18 protein-coding genes are annotated in these 17,796 nt (G+C 35.4%); 11 read left to right on the top strand and 7 right to left on the bottom strand.

Annotated features, from left to right (window positions below):
- Window positions 1-3: 3 nt before the first annotated feature.
- From QLS31_RS11905 to QLS31_RS11885, 5 genes are all read left to right on the top strand, one after another.
- Window positions 4-1,488 (top strand): FAD-binding domain-containing protein, encoded by a 1,485-nt coding sequence (locus tag QLS31_RS11905; protein WP_282744041.1) that lies wholly within the window; start codon window positions 4-6, stop codon window positions 1,486-1,488.
- Window positions 1,489-1,540: 52 nt separating this feature from the next.
- The gene (locus QLS31_RS11900; RefSeq protein ID WP_255409053.1) at window positions 1,541-1,825 is read left to right on the top strand and encodes a TIGR03643 family protein; all 285 of its coding nucleotides are present in this window, start codon (window positions 1,541-1,543) and stop codon (window positions 1,823-1,825) included.
- 52 nt (window positions 1,826-1,877) lie between these two features.
- On the top strand, window positions 1,878-2,561 hold the full coding sequence (locus tag QLS31_RS11895) for an SDR family oxidoreductase (protein ID WP_099716071.1): 684 nt from the start codon (window positions 1,878-1,880) through the stop codon (window positions 2,559-2,561).
- 162 nt (window positions 2,562-2,723) lie between these two features.
- On the top strand, window positions 2,724-3,335 hold the full coding sequence (gene folE / locus QLS31_RS11890; protein ID WP_233550004.1) for a GTP cyclohydrolase I FolE: 612 nt from the start codon (window positions 2,724-2,726) through the stop codon (window positions 3,333-3,335).
- 24 nt (window positions 3,336-3,359) lie between these two features.
- Window positions 3,360-4,778, top strand: coding sequence for an SDR family oxidoreductase (locus QLS31_RS11885; protein ID WP_282744040.1), 1,419 nt, complete (start codon window positions 3,360-3,362; stop codon window positions 4,776-4,778).
- An 81-nt stretch (window positions 4,779-4,859) separates the two neighbouring features.
- Here the strand turns inward: QLS31_RS11885 and QLS31_RS11880 are convergent, their stop codons facing one another.
- The 7 genes from QLS31_RS11880 to QLS31_RS11850 form a co-directional block, all read right to left on the bottom strand.
- On the bottom strand, window positions 4,860-6,155 hold the full coding sequence (locus QLS31_RS11880; RefSeq protein ID WP_282744039.1) for a deoxyribodipyrimidine photo-lyase: 1,296 nt from the start codon (window positions 6,153-6,155) through the stop codon (window positions 4,860-4,862).
- On the bottom strand, window positions 6,155-6,616 hold the full coding sequence (locus tag QLS31_RS11875) for an SRPBCC family protein (protein ID WP_282744038.1): 462 nt from the start codon (window positions 6,614-6,616) through the stop codon (window positions 6,155-6,157). The genes QLS31_RS11880 and QLS31_RS11875 overlap by 1 nt, the downstream gene beginning before the upstream one ends.
- Before the next feature lie 273 nt (window positions 6,617-6,889).
- A complete protein-coding gene (locus QLS31_RS11870) occupies window positions 6,890-7,330 on the bottom strand; it encodes a sterol desaturase family protein (protein ID WP_282729854.1) in 441 nt (146 codons plus the stop codon).
- Window positions 7,331-7,377: 47 nt separating this feature from the next.
- Entirely contained in the window at window positions 7,378-8,217 is an 840-nt protein-coding gene (locus QLS31_RS11865; protein WP_099716076.1) for a phytoene/squalene synthase family protein, read from the bottom strand.
- Window position 8,218: 1 nt separating this feature from the next.
- Complete coding sequence (gene crtI / locus QLS31_RS11860; protein WP_282744037.1) at window positions 8,219-9,694, bottom strand: phytoene desaturase family protein; 1,476 nt, start codon at window positions 9,692-9,694, stop codon at window positions 8,219-8,221.
- Window positions 9,695-9,730: 36 nt separating this feature from the next.
- The gene (locus tag QLS31_RS11855) at window positions 9,731-10,630 is read right to left on the bottom strand and encodes a MerR family transcriptional regulator (RefSeq protein ID WP_282744036.1); all 900 of its coding nucleotides are present in this window, start codon (window positions 10,628-10,630) and stop codon (window positions 9,731-9,733) included.
- A 71-nt stretch (window positions 10,631-10,701) separates the two neighbouring features.
- Window positions 10,702-11,664: an ion channel gene (locus QLS31_RS11850; protein ID WP_282744070.1), complete on the bottom strand. Its 963-nt coding sequence runs from the start codon at window positions 11,662-11,664 to the stop codon at window positions 10,702-10,704.
- Window positions 11,665-11,947: 283 nt separating this feature from the next.
- On the opposite strand from QLS31_RS11850, the gene QLS31_RS11845 reads away from it, so the two are divergent.
- From QLS31_RS11845 to QLS31_RS11820, 6 genes are all read left to right on the top strand, one after another.
- Window positions 11,948-12,583 (top strand): phosphoribosyltransferase family protein, encoded by a 636-nt coding sequence (locus QLS31_RS11845; RefSeq protein WP_282744035.1) that lies wholly within the window; start codon window positions 11,948-11,950, stop codon window positions 12,581-12,583.
- A gap of 42 nt (window positions 12,584-12,625) precedes the next feature.
- A complete protein-coding gene (locus QLS31_RS11840) occupies window positions 12,626-13,270 on the top strand; it encodes a dienelactone hydrolase family protein (protein WP_282744034.1) in 645 nt (214 codons plus the stop codon).
- Between the two features lie 60 nt (window positions 13,271-13,330).
- A complete protein-coding gene (locus QLS31_RS11835; RefSeq protein WP_282744033.1) occupies window positions 13,331-13,768 on the top strand; it encodes a VOC family protein in 438 nt (145 codons plus the stop codon).
- Between the two features lie 86 nt (window positions 13,769-13,854).
- On the top strand, window positions 13,855-14,748 hold the full coding sequence (locus QLS31_RS11830; RefSeq protein WP_282744032.1) for a dienelactone hydrolase family protein: 894 nt from the start codon (window positions 13,855-13,857) through the stop codon (window positions 14,746-14,748).
- 405 nt (window positions 14,749-15,153) lie between these two features.
- Entirely contained in the window at window positions 15,154-16,689 is a 1,536-nt protein-coding gene (locus QLS31_RS11825) for a CHRD domain-containing protein (protein ID WP_282744031.1), read from the top strand.
- Between the two features lie 350 nt (window positions 16,690-17,039).
- Window positions 17,040-17,648, top strand: coding sequence for a YkgJ family cysteine cluster protein (locus QLS31_RS11820; protein WP_282711421.1), 609 nt, complete (start codon window positions 17,040-17,042; stop codon window positions 17,646-17,648).
- The last annotated feature ends 148 nt before the right edge of the window (window positions 17,649-17,796 follow it).

Here is a 17,796-nt window from a genome sequence, read left to right as displayed (position 1 = left end):
TAAATGAATACAAACAAGAAACATATCAATGTGGTTTGGTTTAAAAGAGACCTTCGTTTACAGGATAACGAAGCTATTTTTAATGCCCTAAAAACTAACACTCCTACTTTGTTGCTTTATGTATTCGAAAAATCTTTAGAAAATGATTCGCATTACAGCCCGAGACATTGGAATTTCATCAAACAATCGCTTGTAGATATCAACAAACAACTGGAACAATCCAATACACATGTTTTAGCGGTGTCTTCTGAAGTGCTTCCCGTTTTCAATACCCTGCAAGAAATCTATAAAATAGACACGGTTTTTTCGCATCAGGAAACGGGATTAAAAATCACTTATGAAAGAGACAAAACCTTCAAACGTTTTTGTAAAAACAATCAAATAAATTGGGTTGAAAACACCAATAACGGCATTTTTAGAGCGTTAAGAAACAGAACAAACTGGGTTTCAAAGTGGGAAAAATACATGAATGAACCCCAATTTATTTTTGATTCGAAAGCAGAAAATTTCCTCGATACAGAAGCAATAACCGAACTCGAAAAAGCATTAGAAAAGACAAATTTAGAAACTGTTCCGGATACTATTTTTCAAAAAGGCGGCAGTACAATGGCTGGCAAATATTTACAAAACTTCTTTGACGAGCGCTATCACAATTATAGTTCGCATATCTCGAAACCTTTATTGGCTCGAAAAAGTTGCAGCAGATTATCCCCATACATTGCTTGGGGAAATCTATCATCCAGACAAGTTTTGCAAAAAGCAGCTACGTTCAGATTGACGTGCAGCCATAAAAAACAAATTGATTCTTTTATCTCCAGACTGACGTGGCAGGCACATTTCATTCAAAAATTTGAGATGGAAGAAATTATGGAGTTTGAAAGTGTTAACAAAGGATTTCATTCGTTGAAAAAGAAAGTCAATGAAAATTATATTGAAGCTTGGAAAACAGGAAAAACAGGATTTCCGTTAATCGATGCTTCCATGCGCTGCTTGAATGAAACCGGTTATTTGAACTTTAGAATGCGTGCCATGTTAGTATCGTTTTTTACACATAATCTATGGCAGCCTTGGCAAGAAGCCACACAACATTTATCACAAATGTTTTTGGATTTTGAACCCGGAATTCATTTTCCGCAGTTGCAAATGCAGGCTGGTGAAACCGGAATCAATATGTTACGTATATATAATCCAATAAAGAACAGTTACGAACACGATCCTGATGGTGAATTTATAAAAAAATGGGTGCCGGAATTACGCAATTTGCCACGAGGATTTATACATGAACCGTATAAAATGACCTATTTAGACCAGAAATTTAATGATTTCGAAATAGGCATCAGCTATCCGAAACCAATTGTAAATATGGAACGAACGAGGAAATTTGCCAGTGATTTTTTATGGAAAATGAAGAAAAATACATTGGTAAAAGAGGAAAGTTCACGCATATTAAAATTACACACCATGGCCGATATTGGCGACAGTGAATAATTTTTCAATAGCAATCTCAAAAACAATAGCAATTTCAAATAAATAAAATATCGTGACTGTAAAAAAAGAACTTACCGATTTAGACAAAGACCGAATCATAGAAATGGCTTGGGAAGACCGAACCACTTTTGATGCGATTTTAATGCAATTTGGATTAAAAGAACAAGAAGTAATCGACCTGATGCGTACCGAAATGAAACCTTCGAGTTTTAGAATGTGGCGCGAAAGAGTGCAAGGCCGCAAAACAAAACATGAAAAATTGAGGGATTTTCGAGAAGGGCGTTTTAAATGTACGATGCAAAGACAAATTAACAACAACAAGATTTCTAAGCGATAAAAATTAGTATTCAGTGAACAGTAATCTGTTAAAATAACAACATAAATAAAAAATGAAAAACATAGTAATCATAGGTGGTAGTAAGGGAATTGGCAGTGCCATTTTGTTGCAACAATTAGAGACAAACATGGTGTACAACATCAGCAGAAATGCTCCAGATATCACACATCCCAATCTGAAACACTTTTCTGCAGATGTTTTGCAGGATGCACTTCCGGAAATTGAAACTATTGATACCTTGATTTACTGTCCGGGCTCCATCAATTTGAAACCCATCGGAAGTCTTAGTATCGATGATTTTAGAAATGATTTTGAAATTAATGTCATTGGCGCAGTAAAAGCCATTCAGAAATATTTACCTGTTTTAAAAAAGGGAACTAATCCATCGATTGTTTTGTTTAGCACCGTAGCCGCAAAATTAGGAATGCCGTTTCATGCTAGTATTGCTACCGCAAAAGCAGGAATTGAAGGATTAGTGAAATCGCTGGGAGCAGAATTGGCTTCGGTAGTACGCATCAATGCCATTGCTCCCACGATTACCGAAACATCACTTTCGGCAGGTATTTTAAGAAATGATCGAATGAAAGAAAATATGGTGGAACGCCACCCGATGAAAGGTTATTTGAAACCGGAAGAAGTGGCCAATATGGCAAACTTCCTGATTTCGGAAAATGCGAAATCAATCTCAGGTCAGATATTCGAAATGGATTACGGAATAGTGACTTTTAAAATCTAAAGAAGTTGTTATTTATCATCTAGAAAATAAGTTTTTAAACCATTAATGAATTAAGTTTATTTAGAAAGAGTACTTAACTTTTCTTAATCTCTTAATGGTTTATAAAAAAAAAAACATCCAATAAAATAATTAGCCAAACTTAATATTGAAACACAGAACACCATGATAAAAGAAATGAAAAGTTACGAAAAAATCGAACAATACGATACTGAAATAACGGAAGCTTTAGCTGATAATTATAGAGTAATAATTGAAAATTTAGGAGAAGATGTTACTCGTGAAGGTCTTGAAAAAACACCGGAACGTGTTGCAAAAGCCATGCAGTATCTAACTCATGGTTACGGATTAGATCCATTAGAGATATTAAAATCGGCGATGTTTACCGAAGATCATCAACAAATGATTGTGGTAAAGGACATCGAAGTTTACTCTATGTGTGAACACCATATGTTGCCGTTTTTTGGAAAAGCACATGTCGCTTATATTCCAAATGGTAAAATTGTAGGTTTAAGTAAAATACCAAGAGTCGTAGATGCTTTTGCCAGAAGAATGCAAGTACAAGAACGATTGACAGACCAAATTAAAAACTGTATTCAGGACGCTTTGAATCCACTGGGCGTAGCCGTTGTGATTGAAGCCCAACACATGTGTATGCAAATGCGAGGCATTCAAAAACAAAACTCAGTTACCACAACATCGTCTTTCACCGGTGCTTTCGAAAAAGACAAAACCAGAAAAGAATTTATCAGTTTGGTTTCTAATAAACTGAGTTAATTTTTATCATTTAAACACAAAATCATGAAAATTCTCTTAACAGGCGCAACAGGTTATATCGGGAAGCGACTTTTGCCTTTGTTGGTGGCACAAGGACATGAAATAATCTGTTGTGTAAGAGATAAAAACAGGTTTTATTGTCCCATAGAATTTCAAAAAAGTGTTACCGTAATTGAAGTCGATTTTCTCAAACAAGAAACATTGACAGCCATTCCAGATGCTATTGATGCCGCTTATTATCTGATTCATTCCATGTCAGGATCCGCTAATAATTTTGATGAATTAGAAAGCGTGTCAGCATTGAATTTTGTGCAACGATTGAATGAAACCAAAGCAAAACAAGTTATTTATTTGAGCGGCATTGTCAATGATAAATCGCTGTCCAAACATTTATCATCGAGAAAAAAAGTAGAAGAAATTTTAAATATTGGAACGTTTGCCACGACAACTTTACGAGCTGGAATTATTGTGGGTTCCGGAAGTGCATCGTTTGAAATCATTCGGGATTTAGTGAATAAACTTCCCATTATGATTACTCCAAAATGGCTCAATACAAAATGCCAGCCGATTGCAATTCCGGATGTTCTTGATTTTTTATCCAAATCTCTATTAAATCCGCTTACCTACAATCAGAGTTTTGACATTGGCGGACCGGATATTTTAACGTACAAAGAAATGCTTTTGGGTTTTGCAGAAGCAAAAAAACTAAAGCGATGGATTATTACTGTCCCAATAATGACTCCAAAATTATCCTCGTATTGGTTGTATTTTGTAACCTCAACATCGTATAGACTCGCATCAGCACTGGTTAGCAGTATGAAAGTCGAAGTGGTTTGCAGTGATAACCGAATCAATGCTTTATTGAATGTTACGCCTATGACTTACAAACAAGCGCTTTCCCGTGCTTTGATAAAAGTAGACGAAGACAAAGTAGCTTCAAGTTGGAAAGATTCCTTAATCAGCGGGCGTTTTAGCAGCAATATGTCGGAATATTTGAAAGTTCCAAAAAAAGATTGTTTTATCGACCGCCGTAAAATGGAAATCATTGACCGCGATTTTACCATCAGCAGAATCTGGTCCATCGGAGGCGATTCGGGTTGGTATTATGGGGATTGGCTTTGGGATTTACGAGGTTTTATAGACAAATTATACGGTGGCGTGGGTTCCCGAAGAGGAAGAACGAATCGTCATGATATACATTCTGGTGATGCCTTAGATTTTTGGCGCGTTTTGTATGCCAATAAAGAAGAGGGAAAACTAATCTTATTTGCCGAAATGAAATTACCAGGTGAAGCTTGGTTAGAATTTAAAATTATCGGAAATACTTTGTATCAAGCGGCGACTTTTAGACCAAGAGGAATTTGGGGAAAATTATACTGGTATTCTGTTTTGCCGTTTCATGGATTTATTTTCGAAGGGATGCTGAAGAAATTGATTCAATAGTAAACAAATAACCTTTTCTGTACCTACTGGAAAAAGGAAATACAAATTGAACAGGTTATCAATCTGTTCAATTTGTATCTTTTATTTTAAAATTCCCGCTTTGTAGGTGGCAATCGCTCTGTCTCTAGCCATAGCATGCTCTACCATAGGTTTTCCATATCCTAAATCAAATTCTGGAATCCATTTTCGGATGTAGATTCCTTTTTCGTCGAATTTTTTTTGTTGAATCTCCGGATTGAAAACACGGAAATAAGGCGCAGCATCACAACCGGTTCCTGCTGCCCATTGCCAGTTTCCTACATTGGCAGACAATTCGTAATCCAGTAATTTTTGAGCAAAATAAGCCTCACCCCATTGCCACTGAATCAATAAATGCTTGCAGAGAAAACTCGCCACGACCATTCGGACTCTGTTGTGCATGTATCCTGTTTCATTGAGCTGACGCATTCCGGCATCAACCATTGGATATCCAGTTGTTCCCGAACACCATCGCTTGAAATCCTCTTCATCATTGCGCCACTGAATCCCATCATACGCTGATTTGAAGTTTTGCGTAACGACTTTTGGAAAACTGAATAAGATTTGCATGAAGAATTCTCTCCAAATCAATTCACTCAAAAAAACATCATTTTTATGAAATGCCCAATTGACTAATTTCCTAACGCTTACGGTTCCAAAACGCAAATGTGGCGAAAGATAAGAAGTTTTGTCTAAGGCTGGAAAATCCCTTATATCGTGATAATTTGCAATGAATTTTAAATTGTGCGGCTTTACTTTTATAGGACTTTCTTCGAAACCTATTTGTTCCAATGTTGGAAAAGCAAAGTCATTTTTATGAAAATTAGAAAACATATCCGTGGCATCGTATTCTGGAACCGGAGCCATTGATTTGTATTTTTCTAACCATTTATTTTTAAAAGGAGTATAAACCTTATAAGGCAATCCATCAGCTTTTGTGATTTCTTTTTCTTCGAAAATTACTTGGTCTTTAAAAGAATAAGTGATGGTATTGTTAGCTTCCAAAATTTCACAAATAACAATATCTCGTTGTATGGCGTAGGGCTCGTAATCTTTGTTGAAAAAGACTTCCTTAACATCAAATTCTTGAATAAGCGATTGCCAAACGTCAATAGTTTTTCCTTTTTTTACCAAAAGAGAACTTCCTATTTCTTGTAATTGCGTGTTTATTTTCGAAAGTGATTCGTGAATGAAACCTACTCGAGCATCGTTTTTTGGTAAACTGTCTAAAATGGAATCATCAAAAATAAACAATGGAATAACCGGGCATTTGGATTTTAAAGCATGGAATAATCCAATATTATCTTCTAAACGCAAATCGCGTCTGAACCAAAAAAAAGATACTTGTTGTTTCACCATTATTTTGAATTAAACATTTGATCTACCATAACACGTCTATGATCAAAGATGGCTTTCAATTTATTCTTTACGATAAGTGTGTTCATAATGCGACCGATGAAACCCAAAGGCAGCGCATAATGAACCAAATCAGTCATTTTCACTCCGTTTTCAGTAGCTTCAAAAAAATGTTTGTGATGCCACAATGCATACGGTCCAAAACGTTGTTCGTCGATAAAATAACTATTCTCTTTTACGAATGTAATTTCAGTAACCCAAGGCAATTTCAATCCCAAAAGTGGTGACACTTTGTATTGTATTATTTGCCCTGCGTACATGGATTTATTATCGAAATCAGTGATTTCGAACCCCATTGTTTCTGGTGTGATTTTCTGAAGATTACGTGGACTGGAAAAAAAAGCCCAACATTCTTCTAAACTTGCATTTACATGCTGAACGGTTTCTTTTTTATAGAGTTTCATCTAAAAATATTTAAGATTTTTGATTAACGATTCTTGATTTAAGATTTTCAAACGTGCTTATAAGGATTTTAAGAAATCTGCTCCCGAAGCTTCAGGACAAAAATCTTTAATCTTCATCCAAAAATCTCTTTAACTTTACGGAATTGTGCGTGAGGGATGGCAGTGGAGCTCTTTTTATAGGTGGTCTCGTTTTTTTGAACGAGACTACCTATAAAAAAGCGGGAACGTACAGCCCGACCCGCTTTTTCAGCGGGTCACGCCCAAATGGAATTGTTAGATTTTATAATATTTGAAAGGCACAAATAACATTCCGAAACACTCGCCGTGTTCCTTACCCAAATGTTTGTGATGCACTTTGTGTGCTTTTCGCAAGCCTATTAAATACTTGTTATTAGTGTTTTTGAACCACTTAAATCGTTGGTGAATTAAGACGTCGTGAATCATGAAATAACAGAATCCGTAAAATGTGATTCCGAGTCCAATGAAAAACAAATAATTCATTCCGCCTTGCACGCCAAAGTAGAAAAGAACGATGCTGGGAATGGCAAAAATCACAAAAAAAATGTCATTCCGTTCGAAAACATTGGCGTATTTAGGTTGGTGATGATCGGCATGAAAATACCACATCAAACCGTGCATAATGTACTTATGCGTAAGCCAGGTCACACATTCCATGAAAAGGAAAACACCCAAAAAGATTAAAAAGGAAATCATTGTTTTTTTATTTAATTAAAAATATACTTTTCAAAACTGGTATTATTTTATACCAATTTTAATTTATACGTTACAAAAGATTGCGCCAAAAGACCCGCTTTAGTATAATTAGAAACTCGAATTCTGGCATTTCCAATTTCATGACAAGGCGTGTTTTCTAATTTTTTCAGTAGTTTTTTGTAGTACACAAATGCAGTGTAAACGCCAAACTTAGCTTCTATTGGCAATTTCACAATTCCTTGATAGGCGACTTTAAAATCTTCTTCAATTTCATTGATGATTGCTGTTTTAGCTTTTTCATCGAATGAATTCAAATCGACTCCGGGGAAATAATTTCGGTTCAAAACCAAATTATCATCTTTCAAATCTCTCAAAAAATTAACTTTCTGGAAAGCAGAACCCAATCGCATAGCTTCGTCTTTTAGTTGCTCATATCGATTATTATCACCGGCAACAAAAACCTTAAGACACATTAATCCAACCACATCTGCGGAACCATAAATATATTCATCATATTCGGCTTTGCTGTTGTAATCGGATTTGATTAAATCTAATTTCATACTTCTCAAGAAAGCTTGAATTAAATCATCCGAGATATTGTATTGTTTTACCGTTTGCTGAAAAGAATTCAAAATTGGATTCAGGCTTATTCCTCTATCCATTGATTTGTAATACTCATCCTCAAACTCCGTGATTAAACTTTCTTTATCGAAACCGTGAAATGAATCTACAATTTCATCGGCAAAACGCACAAATCCATATATACTATAAATGGCATCTCTTATACTTGGCGACAACATGTAAACCGCCATAGAGAAAGAGGTGCTATAGTTTTTTGTAACTAGCTTGCTACATTTAAAAGATACATCATCAAATAATTGCTTCATATTATTGCTCTGAAAATTGCTTATTAATTAATTCTGACACTAATTTTCCAGAAATTAATGCTGGTGGAACACCTGGTCCCGGAACGGTCAATTGACCTGTAAAATATAAATTCTTTACTTTTTTACTTTTTAATTTAGGTCTCAAAAAAGCGGTTTGCAATAATGTATTCGCCATTCCGTATGCATTTCCTTTATAAGAGTTGTACTCTGAAACAAAGTCGTTTTTGCAAAATGATTTTTTAAATATAATATTATTTTTCACGCTTTGCTGTGTTAACGTTTCAAAACGATCCATTATTTTTTCAAAATATTCTTCTCGTAATGCCTCAGTATCATTGATTCCCGGAGCCAGAGGCACTAAGAAAAAGCCAGATTCCATTCCTTCGGGAGCGGCAGTTTTATCTGTCACTGATGGAAAATTGGCATAAAACAACGGTTCACTTGGCCATTGTGGTTCATCATAAATATCCTTGGCATGCTGATAAAAATCGACATCAAAAAACAACGCGTGATGCGAAATATTCTCTATTTTTTTATTGAAACCAACGTAAAACAATAATGATGACGGAGCAAAAACACGGCTGTTCCAATATTTCTCAGAATACGCACGATGTTCCTGATCCAACAATGTTTCGGTATGATGGTAATCGGCACCGCTCAAAATCAAATCAGATGCAATTTTTTCGCCATTTACCACTAAAGCCTTAGCTGTTTTATTCTCAACAATTATCTTTTCAATATTTGAATTCGTGTGAAACGTAACTCCTAATTCTCTTGCTAAACTTTCCATGGCACGAACAACATCAAACATTCCTGTTTTAGGATGCCAGGTTCCAAGACCAAAATCGGCATAGTTCATAAAACTATAAAACGAAGGCGTATCGGATGGTTTTGCACCAAGAAACACAACTGGAAATTCCAGAATTTGAATCAGCTTTTCATTTTTAAATTTCTTACGAACATCTTTACTTATATTGCTAAAAAACTGTCCTACTTTTTTAGCCGTTTCAACGGTTATTAACTCCATTGGAGAAACTCCCGGACGGTATACTAAATCCTTTATGGCAATGTCATAATTGCTTTTGGCCTCAGCCATAAAATCATTTAATATTTTTCCGCTACCTTTTTCAATCGCTTCAAAAGCAAATATTATATCGGTTAAATTATCCGCAATGGTAATGAAATCATCGATTCCGTAATACACACGATACGCCGGTGACAACTTTATTAACTCGTAATAATCAGAAGTTTTTTTATCAAAATCAGCAAAAAAACGATCGAACACATCAGGCATCCAGTACCAACTTGGCCCCATGTCAAACGTGAAACCCTCCATTTTTAATTGTCGTGCTCTTCCGCCAATTGTTGCATTTTTTTCATAAACGGTAACATCGTGCCCGCTTTGCGCTAAATAACAGGAAGCAGCAAGCGAAGAAAACCCAGAACCTATAATTGTAATTTTTTTTATCTCTCTCATTTGTTTAGCAAATATACAAAAAGTTTAAACAAAAAATCAAATTTCATCCACTAATTCAGAAATGGAATTGAAAATTGATATTTTATCTGAAAGGTCTTCTTTATTTATAAATTCAACCAAACGTCCCATAAACCACAACTGTGTATTTTCATCCACTAATTCATCTGACATTTTTTGGATGTATTCGTCCAAAATATCTCTTTCAGGCTGCACCGTGAGGTAAGAAACAAAAATAATGGAGTCAAAATGTTTTTTTAAATCTTTCAAATTACTGATAGGCATACTTTCACCCAGATAGATGGTTTTGTAACCCAGTAACAGAATTTCATAATTTAAATACATCAACCCAAGTTCATGAATTTCATTCATTGGCAGTGAAAGCACAAAAACTTTATCGTTTTTTGTTTGCTTTAAAACTTGAAGTTTCTCCGTATTAATGAGTAGTTTTTGCTTAATTAAATAACTGATAAAATGCTCGTGAGCAGGTGTTATGGTATCAGATTGCCATAACAATCCCAGTTCATTCATCAAAGGAATAAAGACTTGATGAAATATTTCCTTGAATGATTTTTCAGCAATCAACCAATTGTAGGTATTGAAAAATAATTCTTGGTCAAAATTCATCATTGCCATTTTAAACTCACTGATAGCATGACTTTTGGCCGTTTTGTTCGAAATTATTTCTCGTACAAGAGAGGGTATTTTTTCTTGTGGATAAGTCGCTATTTTTGAAATTTTATAGCCATAGTCATGTAGCAAAGTAATGTTTAATAGTTTTTGCAAACTAGCCAAATCGTACAATCGGATGTTAGTATCAGTGCGCATCGGCTGAAGAATATCGTATCTTTTCTCCCAGATTCGTATAGTGTGTGCTTTGATTCCTGAAAGATTTTCAAGATCTTTTATACTAAACACACTTTTTATATTGTTTATCATTTATCTAAATTTAATAAACAAATGTAAAATAAATTTTATTATAAATTTGAAATAATTTGAAAACTATTGCATTAGTCTAAAGTGACGCTGTAAAAAGCATTTAATTTGTCTAAATCAAGAACTGTTTTTGAATTATCAGTACTTCGAGTGTACATAGGTTCAAATTTTGCTCCGTAGATAACTTCCTCAAAAGTATACGAAGTACGAATGGCAACCGTATTACTAAACATATCATCAAAGGTTTTTATAAAAACAAGGATTTCTCCATGAATACTATCAAAATCTTCTTTGGTTAAGTTATACAGCGGACTATTTTCGGTTATGGGATGAACCAAAGTCCAGCTTAAGGTTAATGCATTTATTCTTTCCAATTCTAAATCTAAAGAATAGAATTTATTTGTTTTTGCACCATTTTCTTCCACACTCATACCGAGTGTCATTTTGGCTTCAGCATCAGTAAAATTAGTGTTTTTAAAAGGTGTAATTCTTATCATTAAACCTTTCATTTCCCCATAAGGAGCAATCAGGGCATTGTGAGAAAATTTCAAAAAAGCGGTGGGCTTGCTAAAACGTCCAAAAAATAAACCGGTAGCAATCGCAAAACTCAACAATCCTATCAAAGCCTCGGCAGCTGCTAATAAACTGGTCAAAAAACCGGAAGGACTAATGTGTCCATATCCCACGGTTGTAAAAGTTTGCGCACTAAAAAAATAAGCCTGTCCAAATTGAACCCAATTTGAACCTGAAGCATCAATCCCGTTCAGATTTTCGATTCCAATGGCATAATACAGTAGCGCAAATAGAAAATTCATACCCACGTAGAACAACAAAAGAATCAACATGAATTTCCATCTTGGCAAATCAATCATGGTATGATACCAACTAATGCGATGCAAGAGATGCATGCCTCGTTTCTCTACATTAGCCGTTCCATTTTTATTCACAAAACGTCCACCATAGTTATTGGCATTTACTCCAAAACCAGTATTGGTATCTGCCTTAGCTTTTGAATTTATTTTCTTCATTGCAGTTATTGCTATTCATTTGTTGTGAGGTAAAAATAGCAAAAAAAACGCTTTATAAATAAGAAGTGCTTTTACCTTTCGAATATGCCATTCCTTAATCCAACTTGTTTTTATAACGCTATTCGTTCATTTGTACCCTCCTTTTTTTATTTATCACTAATGTTTCTTTTCAAGAATATTTTTTTGCACAACTGCTATTTTTAATGCTAAAATATTTTTAAAACACAATTGTAATTAATTGAAAATCAATACCTTTATGTGTGATTTATTCTTTCACACAAAACTTTAAGTTATGTTTGACGAGATCTTAAAAGATAGAATTGAGGCGGGTTTATTGCTTTCGAAAAAACTAAAAAAGTACCAGAATAGCAACACCATAGTACTTGCCGTTCCCAGAGGCGGAGTACCTGTGGGATATGTAATTGCTAAAAATTTACACCTTCCTTTAGATATCGTTCTTTCAAAAAAAATAGGACACCCCAATAATAAAGAATTTGCGATTGGTGCCGTCTCATCAGATTCTATGATTCTTGATGAACATCCAAATATCCCTAGAAAGTATATCGACAGTGAAATTATTCGGCTGCGGCAATTAATGAAATATAAATACGAGCTCTATATGGGCAATAGAAAACCGCTGGATGTCAAAGGTAAAAATATAATTTTAGTAGATGACGGCATCGCTACAGGAAATACTTTGCTTGCCAGCATAAATATGCTTCGAAAAAAAAATCCGGCAAAAATAATCGTGGCTACACCCGTAATACCTTATGAGAACGTGCCTGTATTTGAGAAAAATACCGATGAATTTATCTACCTGATAGCTTCGAAATATTTTACGGGTGTAGGCGGATTTTATGAAGTATTCAATCAAGTAGAAGATAATGAAGTGATAGAATTGTTGCGACTTCCTATTAGCACAGAATAATGTCATTTTTAAAATACAGTTTCATATTTAAAACTTGAAATGATGGAAAAATTAGATTTAGACATTCCTTTATCATCTGTCACATTGAAAGGAGATTTGATAATTCCTGAAAACGCAAGAGGAATCGTTATTTTTTCTCATGGAAGTGGCAGCAGCAGATTCAGTTCCCGAAACAGAATGGTAGCCGAGTTGATACAAAAACAAAACATCGGCACATTCCTTTTTGATCTGCTCACCGAGGAAGAAGATGAACTGTATGAGAACCGGTTCAATATTGATTTATTAAGCGACCGATTAATCGAAACTACGCAATGGTTGATGGATTATGAAAGCACAACGGATTTACCAATTGGTTATTTTGGGGCCAGCACGGGAGCTGCATCGGCGTTGCGGGCAGCGGCATATTTCAAGACAAAAATTAAAGCTGTCGTTTCCCGTGGCGGACGACCCGATTTAGCCATTACCGAATTGCCACAAGTAACCGCTCCCACTCTACTGATTGTAGGCGGTCTTGATGTTGCAGTTATCGGGATGAATAAAATGGCCTACGATCAATTAGAATCCGTAAAAGAAATGAAAATAATTCCCGGAGCCACCCATCTTTTTGAAGAACCCGGAAAATTACTTGAAGTAGCTGAATTAGCAATGGTTTGGTACAAAAGGTATTTAACAACAAAAGACGATTAATACCGATTATAAATTTGGAAAAAAATAAAGAAGCAAACAATCCTTTAAATAAAAAGTATCATGGTAACAGTTAATACGTATATCACTTATAATGGGAATTGCGAAGAAGCATTCCTGTTTTACAAATCAGTTTTTGGTGGTGAATTTTCTTATTTTGGAAGATTCAAAGAAATGCCAATGTCAGAAGGCAAAACCTGCCCTCCCGGAGATGCTGAAAAAATAATGCATGTTTCTCTGCCCATTAGTGACGAAACAGCAATAATGGGAAGTGACAGTTTCGAATCTTTTGGGGCAAAAACTATTTACGGGAATAATTTTTCACTTTCCATCAATGCCGAAAGTAAAGATGAAGCCGATAAAATGTTCCAAGCCCTTTCAGCCGGTGGAAAAGTCATCATGCCTATGGAAGATGCTTTTTGGGGTGGCTATTTTGGGACATTCACAGATAAATTTGGGGTAAACTGGATGATAAATTTTGAGAAAAATCAAGGGGAGTAAATCAATTCGTATACTGCAAGTAAAATTCCTTCATTGGGACTTTACTTGCTTTTTTTTCCTAAATTAGTTGAATCAAAATAAATGCTATGAAAAAACTAACCAAAGAAGATATCAGTCAGGAAGTATTTGACTTATACGATGATTACGCCCATAACAAAATTGAACGAAGACAATTCGTCGAGAAACTATCCCTGTTTGCGGTAGGAGCGCTAACACTACCGTCACTCCTTAGCTTTATGACACCAAATTATATTGATTCTATTTTGATAAAACCCGGTGATCCCCGATTAAAATCAGAATTCATCACTTACGATTCTCCTAAAGGCGGAGGAAAAATTAAAGGTCTTTTATCCCAACCCACAGGAACCAAAAAGAAATTACCGGGAATCATCGTCGTACATGAAAACCGTGGACTGAATCCGTATATTGAAGATGTAGGACGAAGAGCAGCCGTGGAAGGATTCATTACTTTGGCACCAGACGCATTATCGCCTCTGGGCGGTTATCCCGGAAATGATGATGCGGGAAGAGAATTACAAAAAAAACGTACGCGTGAGGAAATGCTCGAAGACTTCATTGCAGCCTACGAATACCTAAAATCCCACAAAGATTGTAATGGACGTATTGGCGTAGTAGGATTTTGTTTTGGTGGTTGGATTGCCAATATGATGGCGGTAAAAATCCCAGATTTGTGTGCCGCGGTTCCGTATTACGGCGGGCAACCCACGGCAGCTGAAGTCGAAAAAATAAAAACGCCTATCCTAGCGCAATATGCTAGTTTAGACACGCGCGTAAATGAAGGTTGGCCCGCTTTTGAAGCCATCCTTAAAAAGAACAAAATAGAACATATTGCTTATTTCTATGACGGTGTGAATCATGGTTTTCATAACAATACGACTCCCAGATACGATGAAAAAGCCGCCACTTTATCTTGGACAAGAACCATAGATTTTTTTAAGGAAAAATTGAAGAAAAAATAATTACAGATTATTTTTAAAGAGAATACTGCGTAAATTGAGCAATCTTATAAACAAACGGGAGAAACCAATGATGATAAGGATCGACTACAAGAATAAATTCATTGTTAAAACAACACCTCGGGCTTTCTGTAACAGCTAAAGAAGATGGCTGTTAAACAAGTTCATCTTTGAGCATATACACCAGTTACAATATATCGGATTTAAGTCTTTTGAAGTAACCATCAGAAGACTGAAAAGGGATTCATTTTTTGGAATTTTGGGTATGTAGATAGTTCTGCTTTGAAGGACCCCTTCGGTCGTTTAATAAAAAAATATGTTAAATAAATCACAAATTAACAAGTGATAAATAATTATTTTCGTTAGTTTTGTTTAACTTTTTTACTTAAAACTTAAACAATGAAGATTATGAAAAAAATTTTTAAATTATATTTTTTATCATGTTTACTTTTATCCAGTATGACGTTTTTTACTGGATGTAGTGATGACGAGGCTTTGCAACAACTCACCGGGGAATCAAAACAATTCGTTTTGTTCAATAAATCGAACCCTTCCATTAGCGGAACCGTTACTATTTCCAAAAGAAATGATGATGCTACTCTGATTACAGTTCAATTAAACGGCACTAGTGCTGGTGGAACTCACCCTGCACATATCCACGCTAATTCAGCTGCAGAAGGCGGAGCTATTGCACTCGACCTATCAGCTGTTGATGGAAGTACAGGTAAAAGTGAAACGGTGGTTAAAACTTTAAATAATGGCTCACCAATCACTTATGATCAGTTAATAAATTTAGATGGTTATGTTAATGTGCACCTTAGTGTAGTTGATCTTGAAACATTGATTGCGCAAGGCGACATTGGTATAAATGAACTTACAAGTACTAGCAAAACGTACCCCCTAAGTGCCGTTTCTAATACCGCCATAAGTGGTACTGCAAAATTCACTAAAAGAGTAAGCGGTAAAACTTTGGTAAGTATAGCACTAACTGGAACAACTCCAGGAGTTAGTTCTATTGCACATATTCACCTCAATACTGTCGCTCAGACAGGCGGTGTAGTAGTAGATCTCACACCGGTAAATGGATCTTCTGGTAAAAGTGAAACTAGTGTAAATAAACTCAATACTGGAGCAGCCATCACTTATGATGAGCTCTTGATTTTTAATGGTTATATAAATGTTCATGAAAGTGCTACAGCCATATCAACATTAATAGCACAAGGCGATATTGGTAAGAATGAACTTACTAATACCAGCAAAACATATACTTTAAGCGCGGTTTCTAACAACGCGATAAGCGGAACAGCGAAATTCACAAAAAGGGTTAGCGGTGAAACTTTAGTAAGTATCTCCATAACTGGAACAACTGCAGGAGTTAGTTCTCCCGCACACATCCATCTCAATACTGCCGCCCAGGGAGGACCTATAGCAATTGATCTTACCAATATCACCGGTGCTACTGGAAAGAGTGAGACTAGCGTGAATAAGCTTAATAATGGAACCCCCATAACCTATGAGGAACTATTGAATTTTAATGGATACATAAATGTTCATCAAAGTGCTAACAATTTGGCAACAATAATCGCTCAAGGAAATATTGGATCTAATACTGGAAATCCTACTACTGTAAATTATAATGTTACTAACTCAGGAGCTACATCTTATGTTTTTAACGGAAATGGTTTAATCAATAGTAATAATCCTAATTTAACATTCCAAAGAGGAAAAACATATACTTTCACTGTAAATACACCTGGACATCCTTTTCTAATTAAAAGTGTTCAAAGTACAGGAACTCTAAATCCATTCAGTGATGGGGTAACCAACAATGGATCATCAAATGGAATTATAACTTTTACGGTACCAAGTAATGCACCAAATACATTATATTACATCTGTGAGTTTCATTCATCAATGACAGGTATTATAACAATTACTAATTAAGAAAAAAACAAAAGTACCCAGATAGCGCTAATATTAGACAATCGTTAGTGCAGTTTTGCAAACTGTGCCTACATTAGCGAGTAAATAACACAAATAGCTATGAGAAATTCATAGCTATTTGTGATTTTTAAAACAAAAAAAAACCTCTCTACGATATTTAATCAAATGTATCCAACTTTGCCACTCAACAATGATTCAGAAGAACAAACCATTATACCACAAAAAACAATCTCATTAATACAAATTAAACGTCACACACGTAAACGTAAATTAGTTTCAAAATATAATCCGCAAGTAAAACGGTATTATCGCTGTAACGATTTTTAATAGCCTACCTTACCAAGAAATTAATGTCTATAGAACACAAGGTTCGATTGGTCGAAGAATTATTTGACCGTCTTGAAAATGAAGTTACGGTGTTCCAATCAGAAACTCATTTACAGTGTCGCACCGGTTGCGGCAAGTGTTGTTCCACTCCAGACATCAATGCTACGCCACTAGAGTTTTTACCTTGGGCATTGTATTTATTTTTAAACGGGAAAGCCGAGGAAATGTTAGTCGAGCTAAACAATAAATCCGACAGCAATTGTCATCTATACCGACCACTTACTGTACTGGACAGAAATATGGGAAGTTGCAGCAATTATCGCTATCGCGGATTAATTTGCAGGCTTTTTGGGTATGCTGCCAGTAGAGACAAATATGGCAAACTACGATTAGCTACTTGCAAAATAATCAAAGAAGGACAACAAGAAAACTACAAAACGGCCGAAGAAGCCATCAGCAAAGGACTCTACATACCTGTTTTTACTGATTACTACATGCAACTCTCACAAATTGACAGTAGATTAGCCACTACCATACTTCCTATAAATGAAGCTTTAAAAGTTGCCATCGAAGAAGTCTTGCATTATTATGCGTACAGGCCATTTCCGGGCGGTCTCGAAAACATCGCCTAAAACACAAAACACATTCCATAAAAAAAGCCCCAAATAGACTGCACCCAAAAGTTTAGACAAATTTATAATTAATTTTGATAATAATGAGCTCGATATTGTATCGGGCTCATTTTGTTTAAATTAGACTTGATTCTATCGTTATTGTAAT

This window comes from Flavobacterium sp. XS2P24 (assembly GCF_030010285.1).
Classification (GTDB): Bacteria; Bacteroidota; Bacteroidia; order Flavobacteriales; family Flavobacteriaceae; genus Flavobacterium; species Flavobacterium algoritolerans.
The sequence above is the reverse complement of the archived record's forward strand: the minus strand, read 5'-3'. Positions and strand labels throughout refer to the sequence as shown.

Coding starts and splice junctions, on each gene's coding strand:
- QLS31_RS11905 (WP_282744041.1), top strand. CDS start 4: ATGAATACAAACAAGAAACATATCAATGTGGTTTGGTTTAAAAGAGAC.
- QLS31_RS11895 (WP_099716071.1), top strand. CDS start 1,878: ATGAAAAACATAGTAATCATAGGTGGTAGTAAGGGAATTGGCAGTGCC.
- folE (WP_233550004.1), top strand. CDS start 2,724: ATGATAAAAGAAATGAAAAGTTACGAAAAAATCGAACAATACGATACT.
- QLS31_RS11885 (WP_282744040.1), top strand. CDS start 3,360: ATGAAAATTCTCTTAACAGGCGCAACAGGTTATATCGGGAAGCGACTT.
- QLS31_RS11880 (WP_282744039.1), bottom strand. CDS start 6,155: ATGGTGAAACAACAAGTATCTTTTTTTTGGTTCAGACGCGATTTGCGT.
- QLS31_RS11875 (WP_282744038.1), bottom strand. CDS start 6,616: ATGAAACTCTATAAAAAAGAAACCGTTCAGCATGTAAATGCAAGTTTA.
- QLS31_RS11870 (WP_282729854.1), bottom strand. CDS start 7,330: ATGATTTCCTTTTTAATCTTTTTGGGTGTTTTCCTTTTCATGGAATGT.
- QLS31_RS11865 (WP_099716076.1), bottom strand. CDS start 8,217: ATGAAGCAATTATTTGATGATGTATCTTTTAAATGTAGCAAGCTAGTT.
- crtI (WP_282744037.1), bottom strand. CDS start 9,694: ATGAGAGAGATAAAAAAAATTACAATTATAGGTTCTGGGTTTTCTTCG.
- QLS31_RS11855 (WP_282744036.1), bottom strand. CDS start 10,630: ATGATAAACAATATAAAAAGTGTGTTTAGTATAAAAGATCTTGAAAAT.
- QLS31_RS11845 (WP_282744035.1), top strand. CDS start 11,948: ATGTTTGACGAGATCTTAAAAGATAGAATTGAGGCGGGTTTATTGCTT.
- QLS31_RS11840 (WP_282744034.1), top strand. CDS start 12,626: ATGGAAAAATTAGATTTAGACATTCCTTTATCATCTGTCACATTGAAA.
- QLS31_RS11835 (WP_282744033.1), top strand. CDS start 13,331: ATGGTAACAGTTAATACGTATATCACTTATAATGGGAATTGCGAAGAA.
- QLS31_RS11830 (WP_282744032.1), top strand. CDS start 13,855: ATGAAAAAACTAACCAAAGAAGATATCAGTCAGGAAGTATTTGACTTA.
- QLS31_RS11825 (WP_282744031.1), top strand. CDS start 15,154: ATGAAAAAAATTTTTAAATTATATTTTTTATCATGTTTACTTTTATCC.
- QLS31_RS11820 (WP_282711421.1), top strand. CDS start 17,040: ATGTCTATAGAACACAAGGTTCGATTGGTCGAAGAATTATTTGACCGT.